We start from the raw sequence: 14,085 nt of genomic DNA, 5'->3' as shown, positions 1-14,085 counted from the left end.
GCTCGTGGTTCCTGTTCAGGTTGAATGCGTAGGAACACTCATCCCAGCAGGACCACGAGTCCTCTGCTTGCTACAACACGAACCTGTTTCCCCGGGAACCTTGAAGAGCCGCTTTGGCGGGCAAGAGGTTTCAATGTGAATTGAAATCCCTGCCGCACTGTGATTAAAGCGCCTGCGCATTCCACGTTTCCGGGCCTGCCCGGAAATGAACTAGACGGCCGGGCTCACAAAGTCCTCCAGCACCGTCCGGTCGAAGAAACGGATCTCGCCGGTTTCCGGAAAGAACACCGGAACAACAGAAGTGCTGGGGTCCTTCGAGGTTTCGTAGATTTCGGGGGCACCCCCGTGCCTGCGGGCGATGGTGCCGACCAGGTCCGTACCGCGGACCTTGACGGTCCGGTATTTGTAGCTCATTGGGGCTCCTTTGGTGACGTGGGACACAGCCTACTCCTCGAAGTCCGGACGGCGCGGGCCGCCCGGCGGGTGCGTCATGGAAGAACGCGCGGCCCGCACTGGTGCACAATGCGTTCATGACCAATGACGTTCCCCGCCCGGTCTACTTCCTTTCGGACAGTACGGGCATCACCGCAGAAACGCTCGGCAACACGTTGCTGACGCAGTTCCCCGCGAACGATTTTGACCGCATCACGGTCCCCTTCATCACCACCGTCGACCAGGCACGCGCCGTCGTCAGGGTCATCGACAACCGTGCGGCCGCCGGCCTGCAGCCGATCGTCTTTTCCACTGCCGTCGGCAGCGACATCCGCCAGACCCTGGGCACCTGCAAGGGAATCATAGTGGACCTCATCGGGACGCACGTCGGCCAGCTGGAGCGGGCCCTGGGCACCGAAGCCAGCGGGGAACCGGGCCGGGCCCACGGACTCGGCAACGCCGCCCGCTACCAGTCCCGGATGGCCGCCGTCGAATACGCCATGGAGCACGACGACGGCGCGAGCCTGCGCGCGCTCGAAAAGGCCCAGGTCATCCTGGTGGCCCCGTCCCGCTGCGGCAAAACGCCCACCACCATGTACCTGGCGCTGCAGCACGGCATCTTCGCCGCCAACTTCCCGCTGGTGGACGAGGACTTCGAACGCGAGGGACTCCCCAAGCCGCTGCGGCCGTTCGTTTCGAAGTGTTTCGGCCTCACCACCAATCCCCTGCGCCTGAGCCAGGTCCGCACCGAACGCCGCCGCGGCTCGCCCTACGCGTCGCTGCGGCAGTGCGGCTTCGAGCTCCGCAGCGCCGAACGGCTGTACGTGTCCCACGGAATCCCCTACCTGAATTCGGCCAGCGTCTCCGTCGAGGAAATGGCCGCCACCATCCTCCAGACGATGAACCTCAAACACTAGGGAAGCTGTTCACAAGTGTTGCGTGGACCACATCATGTGGAAACAGCGGCGCAGACCTGTCACTGTGGACAGGACTTGCGCCCATCAACCGGCGATCGCCCCATGCGGGGCGGCGATACCCCTATGCCACCATCTGCAAAGGAGCAGCAACCATGACGACAGACATCCTGTGGTTCTCAGAACTCGGCCTCAAGGATCTGGACCGGGTGGGCGGCAAGAACGCCTCCCTCGGCGAGATGGTGCAGAACCTGACCTCTGCCGGCGTCCAGGTACCTGACGGCTTCGCCACGACGGCGGATGCATACCGCAGCTTCCTGGCTGACTCCGGCCTGGACCAGAAGATTGCCGACAGGCTGGTCGGTCTGGACACCGACGACGTGACGGCCCTGGCAGCAGCGGGCCAGGAAATCCGCAAGCTGATGCGCGAGACGCCCCTCCTGCCCGACTTTGAGTCCCAGATCCGCGCCGCCTACCAGCAGCTCGTGGACAAGCACGGCGGCTCCGAGGATCTCTCCTGGGCCGTCCGGTCCAGTGCGACCGCGGAAGACCTCCCGGATGCCTCCTTCGCCGGGCAGCAGGAGACCTTCCTGAACGTCCGGGGCATCGAGAACATCCTCGTGGCCATCAAGGACGTCTTCGCCTCGCTCTACAACGACCGCGCCATCGCCTACCGGGTGCACCACAAGTTCGAGCACGCCGAGGTGGCACTCTCGGCGGGAATCCAGCGCATGGTGCGCTCCGACGTCGGCGCCTCCGGGGTGATGTTCACCATGGACACCGAATCCGGCTTCAACGACGCCGTCTTCGTCACCTCCTCCTACGGCCTGGGCGAGGCCGTGGTCCAGGGCGCGGTCAACCCGGACGAGTTCTATGTGTACAAGCCGGCTTTGCTGGCCGGCCGGCCCGCCATCCTCAAGCGCGGCCTCGGCGAAAAAGCGCTCCAGATGACCTACACGAGCAACCGCGAAATCGGCCACACCATCGACTTCGTCCCGGTGGAGGCGTCGCTGCGGAACCGCTTCAGCCTCACGGACGACGACGTCGAGCAGCTCGCCCGCCACGCCGTCGCCATCGAAAACCACTACGGACGCCCCATGGACATCGAATGGGGCAAGGACGGGATCGACGGCGGCCTGTACATCCTGCAGGCACGCCCGGAGACCGTACAGTCCCGCAGGACCTCCGGCAGCCTGAGCCGTTTCCGCCTGAACGCGTCCAGCAAGGTCCTGGTCGAGGGCCGCGCCATCGGCCAGCGCATCGGCGCCGGCAGCGTCCGGATCCTCACCGCGATTGACCAGATGGCAGCCTTCAAGACCGGCGACGTCCTGGTCGCGGACATGACCGACCCGGACTGGGAACCGATCATGAAGCGCGCCTCCGCCATCGTGACCAACCGCGGCGGACGCACCTGCCACGCGGCCATCATCGCCCGCGAACTGGGGATTCCCGCCGTCGTCGGCACCGGGGACGCCACCGACGTCCTCTCCGACGGGCTCGACGTGACCGTCTCCTGCGCGGACGGCGAGACCGGCGTCATCTACGAGGGGCTCCTGGACTTCAGCGTCGAGGAAACCGAAATCACCCAGCTGCCCGAGGCCCCGGTCAAGGTCATGATGAACGTCGGCACGCCCGAGCAGGCCTTCACCTTCGCGCAGCTGCCCAACCACGGCGTGGGCCTGGCCCGGCTGGAATTCATCATCAACCGGCAGATCGGCATCCACCCCAAGGCGCTGCTGAACGTCGACGAGCAGCCCGCCGAGGTGATTGCGGAAATCCGGGAGCGGATCGCCGCCTACGACAGCCCGCGCGACTACTACATCAAGCGCCTGGCCGAGGGCGTGGCAACTATCGCCGCGGCCTTCGCACCGGAACCGGTGATTGTCCGGATGTCCGACTTCAAGTCCAACGAATACGCCAACCTCCTCGGCGGACCCGCCTACGAGCCGCACGAAGAGAACCCGATGATCGGCTTCCGCGGCGCCTCGCGGTACCTGGAGCCGTCGTTCCGGGACTGCTTCGACCTCGAGTGCGAGGCCCTGTCCTTCGTCCGCAACGAGATGGGCCTGACCAACGTCAAGCTGATGATCCCGTTCGTGCGGACCCTGGATGAGGCCAGCGGCGTGATCGACCTGCTCGCCGAAAATGGCCTGCGCCGCGGCGAAAACGGCCTCGAGGTCATCATGATGTGCGAGCTTCCGTCCAACGCACTGCTGGCCGACGAGTTCCTCGACTACTTCGACGGCTTCTCCATCGGCTCCAACGACATGACCCAGCTGACCCTGGGCCTGGACCGGGACTCCTCGATCGTCGCCGGCAGCTTCGACGAGCGCAACCCTGCAGTCAAGAAGCTCCTGAGCATGGCCATCAAGGCATGCAAGGCCCGCGGCAAGTACGTCGGCATCTGCGGCCAAGGGCCGAGCGACCACCCGGACTTCGCCGAATGGCTGGTCGAGGAAGGGATCGACTCCGTCTCGCTGAACCCCGACACCGTGGTGGAAACCTGGATCCGGCTCGCTGGCGCTGCCGAAGCATCGGCACCCGCCGCCGCAGTCAGCTAAGGTTCCTGCGTCGGGGCCGCGGGACAGGTTCGCGCCTGTCCCGCGGCCTCTTTGCGTCAGCGGGCACCTGCACTGGACGCCTGCACAAGGCCAAGCCGGCGCCGCCGTCAATTGGTCCATTGAGCGGTGGCACCGGGACGCGGTTAGCTAGGTGTCATCAGCGTTCCGCACCAATGACGTTCAGGACACATCGTGACTTTGCAGCAGGATCGGGCCAACGGCGCCCCCGGATTTTGGACCGACGCACGGAGCGGCGGCCGCCTTGAGGACCTGCCGGCCGACGCACCGTGCCCGGATGACTGCCACTTCTGCTCGGGTCCCGAGACGGACTGACGCCAAGCAGCGGGCCTAGACCCTGGCCCGCTGCAGCCTGCTGGCCGCAGCTGCGTCCAGGACCAGCGTGGCGTTCGGGTGGCGCTGGATCAGCGAGGCCGGGAAGTCTTCCGTGACGGGGCCTTCGACCGCACGCGCCACGGCCCCGGCCTTGGCCTCGCCGTGCGCGATCAGCAGCAGCTGCCTCGCCTCGCCGATGGTGCCCAGTCCCTGGGTGATCGCATGCGTGGGGACATCAGCCGCTGAGTCGAAGAATCTCGCGTTGTCGTCCCGCGTGCTGGGCGCGAGCTCAACCACCCGGGTCCGTGAGCTAAACGCCGACGGCGGCTCGTTGAACGCCAGATGGCCGTTGGAACCGATGCCGAGGATCTGCAGATCGATCCCGCCGGCCTCCCGGATGCTGCGTTCAAAGTCGGCCGCTTCCTGCACTGGGTCCGGCGCCAACCCGTCCGGCGTGCGGACGAGGTCCGGGTCCAGGCCGAGCCGTTCGATGACTTCGCGCCGGATGACCTGCGCGTAGCTCTTCGCGTCGGTGGCACCGAGCCCAAGGTACTCGTCCAGGGAAAACCCGCGGACCCGGCCCAGGTCCAGGTTCTCCGCTGCCAGCGCCGCGTACAGCGGCAGCGGCGAGGAACCGGTGGCCAGGCCCAGCACCGCCGTCGGTGTTGCCCTGACGAGTTCGGCGATGAGGTCCGCGGCGCGGATTCCTGCCTCCGCGCCGGTGCCTGATTCGATGATCTTCACGTGTGCTTCCTTGATCGTGGGCCGTCCGGCGGGACGGGTGGTGCGGGACGGGTGGTGCGGGACGGGTGGTGCGGGCTGACGCTGCGGATCTAGCCCTGGGCGTGCACGGGTGTGGAGCGGACGAACCGCTCGGTGATGCGCATCGGGTTGGTGACGGCCGTGCCGATCACCACGGCACTGGCACCGAGCAGGAACGCGTCCTCCACCTGCCCGGGTTCCCAGAACCGGCCCTCGGCGATGATCGGGACGTTGATTGCGGACCACAGGTGTTCGAGCAGGGCGAAATCCGGGGAGGTCGGCACGGCGTCGTCGGAGGTGTAGCCGGAGAGCGTCGTGGCAATCAGTTCCGCTCCGGCTGCTGCCGCCGCCTGCCCGGCGGCGAGGGAGTCGACGTCGGCCATGACCGGCACGCCGAGTTCGCCCCGGATCCGCCGGATCAGCTCGAACGCCGATTCCGGGCCGCTGCGTGGCCGGAACGTCGCGTCGAGGGCCACGATGTCAGCGCCCGCCTCAACAATGAGTGCTGCATCGGCGAACGTGGGCGTGATGTAGACCGGCCCGGCGCCGAAGACCTTGCGGATGCCGATGACTGGCAGGCTGCACTGCTCCTTGACGGCACGGATGTCGTCTTCGCCCTGGATCCGGAGGGCCGCAGCGCCACCCTGCTCCGCGGCGAGAGCCATGGCGGCCATGTAGACCGGCCCGTGCAGCGGGTTGCCGGCCCGGGCCTGGCAGGAAACAATCAGCCCACCCATCAGGGACTTGATCAGCGCTGCGTGCCGCGTCATGGCTGCCCCTGGCCGGACGGCAGCCGGCGGGCGGGAGCGCGCGGCTCCGGCGCATTGAGCCGCACCGTCACATACGGGTCCTGCTGCGGGAAGGCCGACGGCGCCCGGAGCAGCTCGCGGGCGAGCGTCAGGGCTCCCTCGAGGGAGCCCCCCAGCGGCGTCCGGAGTTCGGCGTCGGGGCGGATCATGGCGAAGCGGGCGGCCAGGGGTTCCAGCAGCAGTGCGCCGGCGTCGAACAGCCCGCCGGTGTAGGTCGCGAGCGGCGGGACGCCGTCGGCGAGCGCGGCGGCAACGTTGTCCGCCAGATGCTCTCCTGCCCGTGTCCAGATTCCGGCGGCCACGGGGTCTCCCGCGTGCGCGGCCCCGGCGACGTCCCTGGCGAAAGACGCGAGGACTCCGGCGCGGTCGTCCCGGGTGTAGATCTCCCGGGGCAGCAGCTCCGGGGCACCCCAGCGTTCGCGGAGCAGTACCAGCAGCGCGGCCGAACCGCCGGGCCTGCCGTCATGCGCCGCGAGGGCGGCCTGCAGCCCGGCGGTGCCGATCCAGCTGCCGCTGCCGAGGTCGCCCAGGACGTGCCCCCAGCCGTCCACCCGGTGCCAGCGGCCCGCGAAGTCGGTGCCCAGACCCACGACGCCGGTGCCGGCGGACACGACGGCTCCTCCGCCGAGTCCGATGCCGCCCACCAGGGAGGTGGCGGCGTCGGAGGCCAGGGCGATCGGGATCGGCCCCAGCTGGGCGCGGAGGGTGCGGTGGGCGTCGTCGGTGCCGGCCGTGAGGCTCAGCAGCCCGCTCATCCCGACGCCGGCGGCGCGGAGCACTCCGTCCTGGCCTGCGACGGCAGTCAGGGCTGCCGGCACCAGGGATGCCAGGATGCCCGCCAGCGGGATCCCGCCGGGCCGGACCTCAATCCGGTCCCCGGCGATCCGCAGCGGCGGTTCCCCGGCCGGTGCGCCGAGGCGCTGCAAAGCAGCCCGGCTCCCGCTGCCGCCAATGTCCAGGCCCAGAATCCATTCTGTGTGCATGCCGCTCTTTCCTGCTGCCCCGTTGCCCACCGCCCGGTCCTATTTGCTCATGCCGGCCGTGAGGCCGGCGACGATCTGCTTGGTGGCGACGAGGAACAGCACCACGAGCGGGATGGTGGCGATGACCAGCCCGGCGAACAGGGTGGGCCAGTCGGTCTGGTACTCCCCGAAGAACGTCGTGAGCCCAACCGGCAGTGTGTAGTTCTCCTTGGAGCGCATCAGGATCAGGGGGTAGAAGAAGTCGTTCCAGATGGGCACGAACCGGAAGACGACGACGGTCGCGATCGCCGGTTTCACCAGCGGCAGCATAATGTGCCAGAACATCGTGAAGCTGCCGGCGCCGTCGATCCGTGCCGCTTCCTCCAGTTCCAGCGGAAGCTGGCGGAAGAACGATGTCAGGACGAAGACCGAGAACGGTATGCCCAGCGCCGCGTACAGCATGACCAGACCGAATTTGTTGTCCACCAGCCCCATCGCATCCAGCAGGTAGAAGACCGGAAGAATGGCGAGGTAGACCGGCAGCATCAGCCCGGACAGGAAAACGGCTTCGATGATGCTGGTCACCCGGGACTTGCTGCGCGCCAGCGCATAGGCCGCCAGCAGCGAGACGATGGTGGAAATCAGTACTGAACCGATCGTGACCAGCAGGGAGTTCACGAAGAAGGTCCCGAAGGACGCCTGCACCCAGGCCTTGGTGTAGCTGGCGAAGTTGGGGTTCAGGGGCAGTGCCAGCGGGCTCCGTGCCATCTCGCGGGTGGTCCGCAGCGAGCTGAACACCATGACCAGCAGGGGCGCGACGGCGATCACCGCGTAAACCCAGAGGAAGCCCGAGACGGCGAACCTGCCGGCCGCGCCCTTCCTCCGGGCCGGCCGGCGGCGCGTCGGCTCCGCGGCCGGCACGCTGCCGGCAGGCTTCTTCTCTGTGAGGAGACTCATCAGGAGAGCTTCCTTTCCCTGCGTCGGATGATGGAAGTGAAGACCAGCGCCACTCCGAAAATGAAGACGAAGAGCAGTGTGGCCAGGGCCGAGGAGACCCCGATGGCATTCGAGGCCCCGGATTCAAACGCGGTCCGGTAGAACATCAGCGACAGGACGTCGGTGGCCCCCGCCGGTGAACCGGAGGACCCTCCCATGGCGTACGGCAACGCCAGCGCCTCCATGGACCCGATGAAGGTCAGGATGCTGACGGTGCCGATTGCCGAGGTCAGCAGCGGCAGCGTGATCGAGCGGAACCGTTGCCACGCCGTCGCGCCGTCCAGCGACGCCGCTTCGGTGAGCTCCTCCGGGATGCCGCCCAGGGCCGCGCCGTAGAGCAGGATCGGGAAGCCCAGCCACTGCCAGGCGGTGACGAGCACAATCACCCAGAGCGCGGTGGACGGCTGGCCCAGCCAGGGCTGCGCCAGCTCGCCCAGCCCGATTGCCTTGAGCAGCGCGTTCACGGGGCCGAACAGCGGCGAGAGAAGCAGCGTCCACAAGTAGCCGATGACCAGCGGGCTGACCAGGTACGGCAGCGTGTACAGCGTCTGGAACAGCTTCTTGAAGCGCTTGCGCTTGTACAGGAAGGAGGCGATCGCCAGCCCGACGGTGTTCTGGAAGACCATGGCACCGGCGAACAGGAGCAGGTTGTGCATCAGCGCCCGCGGCAGCTCCGACTTGAACGGCTCTGCGGTGAAGAGCGTGAAGAAGTTCCCGACGCCGGAGAACGCACCCCGGGCGGTGCCCTGCCAGTCAAAGAAGGAGTAGCTGAAAGCCGTGATCATCGGGTAGAGCACGAAGATGGAGAAAATGATCACGGCCGGGGCGAGGAAGATCACGGTGGCCGGCCAGCCAAGGACGGTCCCCGACGGGCGGGGACCGCGCTTGCGCGGCTTGGGGCGGCTCAGCTGGTCGGCTTGAACCACTGGGAAACTCCGTCCTGGACCTTCTGGGCGACGCCGGAGGCGTCCTTGCTGCCCAGGAACAGTTCCTGGACTCCGGAACCCATGAGGTCGGTGCCGGAGGGCGTGCCGTAGCGGAAGTCAACCAGCAGGGTGTACGGAGCGGAGTTCGCCTGGTACAGGTCCCAGATTTCCTTCATGACCGGATCGTTGAAGGAGACGCCCTCGACCGGGGAGAACTGCTTCAGTTCGTCGGCGACCTTCTGGCCGAACTCCTTGGTGCCCATCCACTGCAGCAGTTTCAGGGACGCTTCCTGCTTCGGGGACTTGGCGTTGATGGCCCAGTTTCCGTCGGCGTAGGCCGGCGACACCGGCGTCGAGGACGCGGAGCCGTCGCGGACCGGGACCTGGAAGACGCCGAGCTCGAGCTCCGGGTTCTGCTTCTGGAAGAAGGCCAGCTCAAAGGACCCGCCGGGGAACATGGCGGCCTGCTCGTTGCTGAACAGGACCTGGGCGTCGGTGTAGCTCACGCCCACCACGTCCTTGGGCATGAAGCCCTGCAGGTCCTTCAGGTTCTGGATGGAACTGACGTACTTCGCATCGGCGAAGGTCTTCTTTCCGGACTGGACGGCGTCGCGGAAGTCCTTGCCGCCGTACTCGGCCGAGCCGAAGATGTCGTGGATGAACGGCATCATCCAGGCGTCCTTGGCACCGACGGCCAGCGGCGTCATGCCGGAGCCCTTGATCTTCTCGTTGGCCTTCATGAACTCGTCCCAGGTTTTGGGAACCTCGATGCCTTCATCCTTGAAGATCTTCTTGTTATAGAAGACCTGCATCGTCTGGGTGGCAAAGGGGACGCCGTAGACTTTTCCATCGGCCTTGCCTGTGGCACCGGTGACGATGGTCGGGTCCATGCTCTTCAGGCCGTCGACCTTGCCGGTGATCTCGGTGAGGTTTCCGCCGGCGATCAGTGGCTGCAGGGCGCCGTAGGCTCGCGCCTGGACGACGTCGGGGCCGTTGCTGCCGGTCAGCCCGGTGGTGAGGATCTGGTTGTATTCGGTGTTTTTGAAGGCCTGGAAGTCGACTTTGACGCAGTTCTTCTCCTCGTAGGCGGCGAAGATCTTCTTGTACGCTTCCACATCCTCGGGGCGCCAGGACCACACCTTCAGCGATTCCGGGGAGGCACACCCGGCGGCGGTTCCAGCGGGCTTTTCCTGCGGCGTCGACGATGAGCCGGGGGCGCAAGCGGTGATCGGCAACATGGCGAGCGCAAGGGCCGCGATCAGGTGCCTGGGACGTACCTTCATTGTTTTGATCCTTCTGGTTGGAAACAGACGTTGGAGGGTGGGACGTGGTTGCAAAGAAGCGGCGCCGGGCCCCGCCCGGCGGTGTGGGACAGCGTCAGACGGCGTCCGGCAGTGTCAGGGTCTCGACGGCGGCGCGGACATCGCCGCCGGATGCGGCGAGCGCCTCGCGGGAGGACCCGGGGCCGGCGCCCGTCAGCATGGCGGCCAGGGCGACCTTGAGGTCGCCGTCCGCGCCGGCAAGCGCAGCCCTGCAGGGCTCTTCGCCTTCCCCCGTGGCCTCCATCAGGATCCGCACGGTCCGGGCGCGAAGCTTCTCGTTCGTCGCGAGTACGGAGACCATCAGGTTGGACCAGGTCTTGCCGAGCCGGATCATGAGGGCGGTGGAGAAGCTGTTGAGCATCATTTTCTGGGCTGTCCCGGCCTTCAGGCGGGTCGACCCGGCCAGGGCTTCGGGGCCGGTGTCGGCGGCCAGCACAAAGTCCGCCAGATAGCCGAGTTCCGGATTCTCGGCGCAGGTCATGAGAGCCGTGGGGACGTTGAGCTGCCGGGCCCGGTCCAGGGCGCCTCCGACGTAGGGCGTCCGCCCCGAGGCGGCAATGCCGATCACGACGTCGCCGGCCCTGACGTCTGCCGCATCGGCGATGCCGGCGTCCCAGGAGTCCTCAAGGTTCTCGACAGCCCGGACGAGCGCGGCGGAGCCGCCGGCGTGGTGGGCGATGACGACGCCTTCGGGCAGGTTGAACGTTGGCATCAGCTCGGCTGCGTCGATGATCCCCAGCCTCCCGGATGTTCCGGCACCGAAGTAGTGCACCCTGCCGCCGCCGCTGACCGCGTGCGCCGCGGCGTCGACCAACAGTGCCATGACCGGCAGCACCTGCCGGACGGCCTCCGGGGCGATCCGGTCCTCGTCGTTGAGCGCCTCCAGGATGCCGAGCGTGGTGCGCCGGTCCAGGTCCAGCGTGCGGGGGTTTCGCACCTCGGTGCTGATGTCGAGCCAAGCGCTGCTCAGCTGTCCGCTGGTGGGGTTCTCTGAACTCACCAATTTTCCTTTTCTCTCAGAAGGCGTTACGTGATTTCCGTCACCAGCGAACTTACGGGCACCGACGATTTGTGTCAATCTCTTACAGAAAAACGACTCCCCATGTAACCTTGTTACATGCCGGTTGTCCTGCCGGTTCCGCGGGTCCCGCACCCGACAAAATGAAAGATGGTCCCTGGTGAGCGCAGTCACGGGAAACGAATCGTCACGGACGGTCCTGGTCCGTATCCGCTCGGCACTCCCCTCTCTGCGGCCCTCCGAGCAGTCCATCGCCAATGCAGTCCTGGCCGAACCTGCCCTCGCCGCGACCCTGTCCATCGGCGAGCTCGCCGAAAAATGCGAGACGTCAACGACGTCGGTAGTCCGCTTCTACAAAAAAGTCGGCTACCAGGGATACTCGGACTTCCGCATGGACCTCGCCCGGGAAACGACCCGGGAGCAGGCCGTGGCCAACGTGTCCGCCGAAATGTACGAGGATATCGCCAAGACCGACTCGCTGCAGGACGTCGTGTCCAAAATTGCCTTCAACGAGACAATGTCCATTGCCGACACGGCCCAGGTGCTCGACGTCGGGAAGCTCGCCGATGCGGTGGCCGCCCTGTCACGCGCCCGACGGATCGACATCTTCGGCGTCGGAGCCAGCGCCTGGGTCGGCCAGGATCTTCAGCAGAAATTCCACCGGATCGGGATGACAGCGCACAGCTGGTCCGACGCGCATTCCGCCTGGACCTCCGCGGCCCTGCTGGACGGCGGGTGCGTGGCAGTGGCGATCTCCCACTCCGGCTCGACGCTGGACACCGTAGAAGCCCTGCGCATCGCCAACGAGGCCGGAGCCCGGACCGTTGCCATCACCAACCACTCCGACTCCCCGCTGGCACGGATCGCGGATATCGTGCTCACCACCGCGGCCCGGGAAAGCCCGTTCCGCTCCGGCGCCCTCGGCAGCCGCATGGCCCAGATGATGGTCATCGACTGTCTTTTCGTTGGCGTCGCCCAGCAGTCCTACGACACCTCCATCGCGGCACTCCGGAAGACCTACACGGCCGTCCAGGGCCGGAAAGTGTGACCCGGCGCCCCGGACGCTTTTCGTAGTCCGGTAGGAGTCGCCGGTAGAATCGGGGACCTCCCGCAGCCGGCAACGCCCGCGGGGGCAACCATGGCCGCCGCTGGTGAAGGGAGTGTTCCGTGCGCACAGCCGCCAGAGCACCGTTCCACGCCCTGCGCTCAGCCATGGTGGCCATCACCGCCCTGTCCCTTGCGGCGGGCGCGCACACCCTGGCCGGCGGTCAGCTTCCTCCTTCCGGCGTCCTGCTGGCCCTGCTCGCCCTCACCGGGCTGGCCGCCACCACCGCGGCCCGACTCAAGCTCAACCTCCCGGCCCTGGCCGGGATTCTCGGCGCCGGGCAACTCGTGCTGCACGAGGCCTTCACGGCCTTCAGCGGCCCCGCCCTGGGCGGCTCCGCGTCCGGAACTGCGGCCGACGCCGCGCCGCACCACGTCGCCGCGGTTCATCTCACCGTCGGTGCTGACAGCACACTCGCGGCGGCCGGGCCGGACCTGCAGTTTTCGCTGCTGTCCGTGCTGATGCTGGCCGGCCACGCGCTGGCGACGCTCCTCTGCGCCGTCCTCATCGCCAGGGGCGAGGACGCCCTGTGGTCGCTGGCGGCCTGGCTCCGCCCGCTGCTGCGGCTCCCCGCTGCCGTGGCGCCCGACGCCGTCGTATTTTCCTGACTCCTACGCCCTGCTGACGTTCGGAATCCCCCACGGCTGCGAGGAATCCGGCACCAAGAAGGTGACCATCACCCTTCCCGCCGAACTCAACGATGCCCGGCCCACGGTCAACCCCAACTGGACAGCCGCGAAAGTCAACGAGCAGCTGGCCGAACCGAAGAAGCTCGCCGACCCTGTACTTCCCCACCCTGCAGAACTGCGAGGTGGGCCAGACCGACTGGTCGCAGCTCCCCGCCGAGGGACAGGACCCGCACTCGCTCAAGGCGCCGGCGCCGTCCGTGACCGTCACGGCGGCCGCTGCGGCTGACGGGCACAACGCCCATGCGGCCAGCACCCCGGACGCCGCACCGGAGACGGTCCAGGCCGCTGCCGTGAACGACGACGGTACCCAGGCCCGCAGCTGGGCCGGACTGGTGGCCGGCGTCGGCGGGCTCGCCCTCGGCGGCGTCGACCGCGCCCAAGTCCGCACCCACGGAGCAGCTGACCTCGATTGATGCCCGGAAATCACAATCCGGGCATCAATCCGGCGCCGCCGTCGTGGCATCGTTGACTCCGGCCCCATCGGGCATGAAGGTGGTGCCATGACGGCTCAGCGAATCAACAACAGACTGATATTCACGACGGCGGCAGCCGCGGCAGCGCTTTTCCTCGCCGGCTGCGGCACCGGCACCCCGCAGTCCCAGACCTCCAGCACCCCGGCGTCCTCCGCCGCCAGCTCCCCGAGCCAGTCCGCCGCCGCAGCCGCGGGGCCCAGCTCTGCGACGCCCGCACCGGCAGCATCCACCCCGGCCGGGCCCGCACTGTGCAAGGCCGCCGGCCTGACCGCAACCACCGATGCCACCGGCGGCGGCGCGGCCGGAAGTGTCTACATGCAGCTGATCCTCACGAATTCCGGCGCCGGGCCGTGCCGCCTGTTGGGCTTTGCCGGCGTCTCCCTCACCGCGGATGCGAACGGCGAACCCATCGGCGCCCCCGCGGCGCGTGACGAGGCCACACCCGCCGCCGACGTGCTGCTCGCACCGGGGCAGGCCGGAACCGCCACGCTGCGCTACACGCAGGCACGCAACTACTCGGACTGCACCGTCGTTCCGGCGGCCGGCTTCCGGATCTACCCGCCAGAGGACACCGCGTCCCTGTTCATCGCCGAACCCCATGACGCCTGCAGCAACGCCGGCATCAACGTGTTGACCATCGGGGCGTTCACGGCCAAGTAGCCCCGCTAACGCCGAGGTGCGATTTCCCGCCCATGCGCGGGTGCAACATCGGCGCAACGTCTCACCTCGCGGGGGTCCCGGCCGTCCAGGGCGGCCGGAATCCGCTCCCTGAGACCGCCCGCC

13 protein-coding genes and 1 pseudogene are annotated in these 14,085 nt (G+C 67.6%); 6 read left to right on the top strand and 8 right to left on the bottom strand.

All coding sequences use genetic code 11. The annotated features are described in order from the left end of the window. Positions 1-210: 210 nt before the first annotated feature. Positions 211-414, bottom strand: a complete 204-nt coding sequence (locus ACZY0Y_RS10175; RefSeq protein ID WP_463885111.1) for a hypothetical protein — start codon at positions 412-414, stop codon at positions 211-213. Positions 415-530: 116 nt separating this feature from the next. On the opposite strand from ACZY0Y_RS10175, the gene ACZY0Y_RS10170 reads away from it, so the two are divergent. Together ACZY0Y_RS10170 and ppsA are read left to right on the top strand one after the other, a co-directional pair. Next, complete coding sequence (locus ACZY0Y_RS10170) at positions 531-1,349, top strand: pyruvate, water dikinase regulatory protein (RefSeq protein ID WP_463885113.1); 819 nt, start codon at positions 531-533, stop codon at positions 1,347-1,349. A gap of 152 nt (positions 1,350-1,501) precedes the next feature. Further along, on the top strand, positions 1,502-3,907 hold the full coding sequence (gene ppsA, locus ACZY0Y_RS10165; protein ID WP_463957784.1) for a phosphoenolpyruvate synthase: 2,406 nt from the start codon (positions 1,502-1,504) through the stop codon (positions 3,905-3,907). Positions 3,908-4,255: 348 nt separating this feature from the next. Here the strand turns inward: ppsA and ACZY0Y_RS10160 are convergent, their stop codons facing one another. From ACZY0Y_RS10160 to ACZY0Y_RS10130, 7 genes are all read right to left on the bottom strand, one after another. Beyond that, positions 4,256-4,984: a glucosamine-6-phosphate deaminase gene (locus ACZY0Y_RS10160; RefSeq protein ID WP_463957782.1), complete on the bottom strand. Its 729-nt coding sequence runs from the start codon at positions 4,982-4,984 to the stop codon at positions 4,256-4,258. An 89-nt stretch (positions 4,985-5,073) separates the two neighbouring features. Next, positions 5,074-5,772 (bottom strand): N-acetylmannosamine-6-phosphate 2-epimerase, encoded by a 699-nt coding sequence (locus ACZY0Y_RS10155; RefSeq protein WP_463885118.1) that lies wholly within the window; start codon positions 5,770-5,772, stop codon positions 5,074-5,076. Beyond that, positions 5,769-6,794 carry an N-acetylglucosamine kinase gene (locus tag ACZY0Y_RS10150; protein ID WP_463957780.1) on the bottom strand — a complete coding sequence of 342 codons (1,026 nt, stop codon included), beginning with the start codon at positions 6,792-6,794 and terminating at the stop codon, positions 5,769-5,771. Before ACZY0Y_RS10150 ends, ACZY0Y_RS10155 begins: the two co-directional genes overlap by 4 nt. A 39-nt stretch (positions 6,795-6,833) precedes the next feature. After that, positions 6,834-7,730: a carbohydrate ABC transporter permease gene (locus tag ACZY0Y_RS10145; RefSeq protein WP_463957778.1), complete on the bottom strand. Its 897-nt coding sequence runs from the start codon at positions 7,728-7,730 to the stop codon at positions 6,834-6,836. Next, positions 7,730-8,695, bottom strand: coding sequence for a carbohydrate ABC transporter permease (locus ACZY0Y_RS10140; RefSeq protein ID WP_463957776.1), 966 nt, complete (start codon positions 8,693-8,695; stop codon positions 7,730-7,732). The genes ACZY0Y_RS10145 and ACZY0Y_RS10140 overlap by 1 nt, the downstream gene beginning before the upstream one ends. Beyond that, entirely contained in the window at positions 8,674-9,978 is a 1,305-nt protein-coding gene (locus tag ACZY0Y_RS10135; RefSeq protein WP_463957774.1) for an ABC transporter substrate-binding protein, read from the bottom strand. The genes ACZY0Y_RS10140 and ACZY0Y_RS10135 overlap by 22 nt, the downstream gene beginning before the upstream one ends. 94 nt (positions 9,979-10,072) lie before the next feature. Beyond that, positions 10,073-11,017, bottom strand: coding sequence for an N-acetylmuramic acid 6-phosphate etherase (locus tag ACZY0Y_RS10130; RefSeq protein ID WP_463957772.1), 945 nt, complete (start codon positions 11,015-11,017; stop codon positions 10,073-10,075). Between the two features lie 178 nt (positions 11,018-11,195). On the opposite strand from ACZY0Y_RS10130, the gene ACZY0Y_RS10125 reads away from it, so the two are divergent. From ACZY0Y_RS10125 to ACZY0Y_RS10110, 4 genes and pseudogenes are all read left to right on the top strand, one after another. Next, complete coding sequence (locus ACZY0Y_RS10125; RefSeq protein WP_463957770.1) at positions 11,196-12,083, top strand: MurR/RpiR family transcriptional regulator; 888 nt, start codon at positions 11,196-11,198, stop codon at positions 12,081-12,083. A gap of 119 nt (positions 12,084-12,202) precedes the next feature. Then, positions 12,203-12,748: a hypothetical protein gene (locus ACZY0Y_RS10120; protein ID WP_463957768.1), complete on the top strand. Its 546-nt coding sequence runs from the start codon at positions 12,203-12,205 to the stop codon at positions 12,746-12,748. Further along, positions 12,714-13,242: pseudogene (locus tag ACZY0Y_RS10115) on the top strand (DUF1775 domain-containing protein). Before ACZY0Y_RS10120 ends, ACZY0Y_RS10115 begins: the two are co-directional and overlap by 35 nt. 87 nt (positions 13,243-13,329) lie before the next feature. Next, positions 13,330-13,962, top strand: coding sequence for a DUF4232 domain-containing protein (locus tag ACZY0Y_RS10110; protein ID WP_463957766.1), 633 nt, complete (start codon positions 13,330-13,332; stop codon positions 13,960-13,962). Positions 13,963-14,085 lie beyond the last annotated feature (123 nt).

The sequence above is a fragment of the Pseudarthrobacter kochi genome (genome assembly GCF_055412805.1).
Note: the sequence above shows the minus strand (reverse complement) of the source record. Positions and strands in the feature narration are given on the sequence as shown.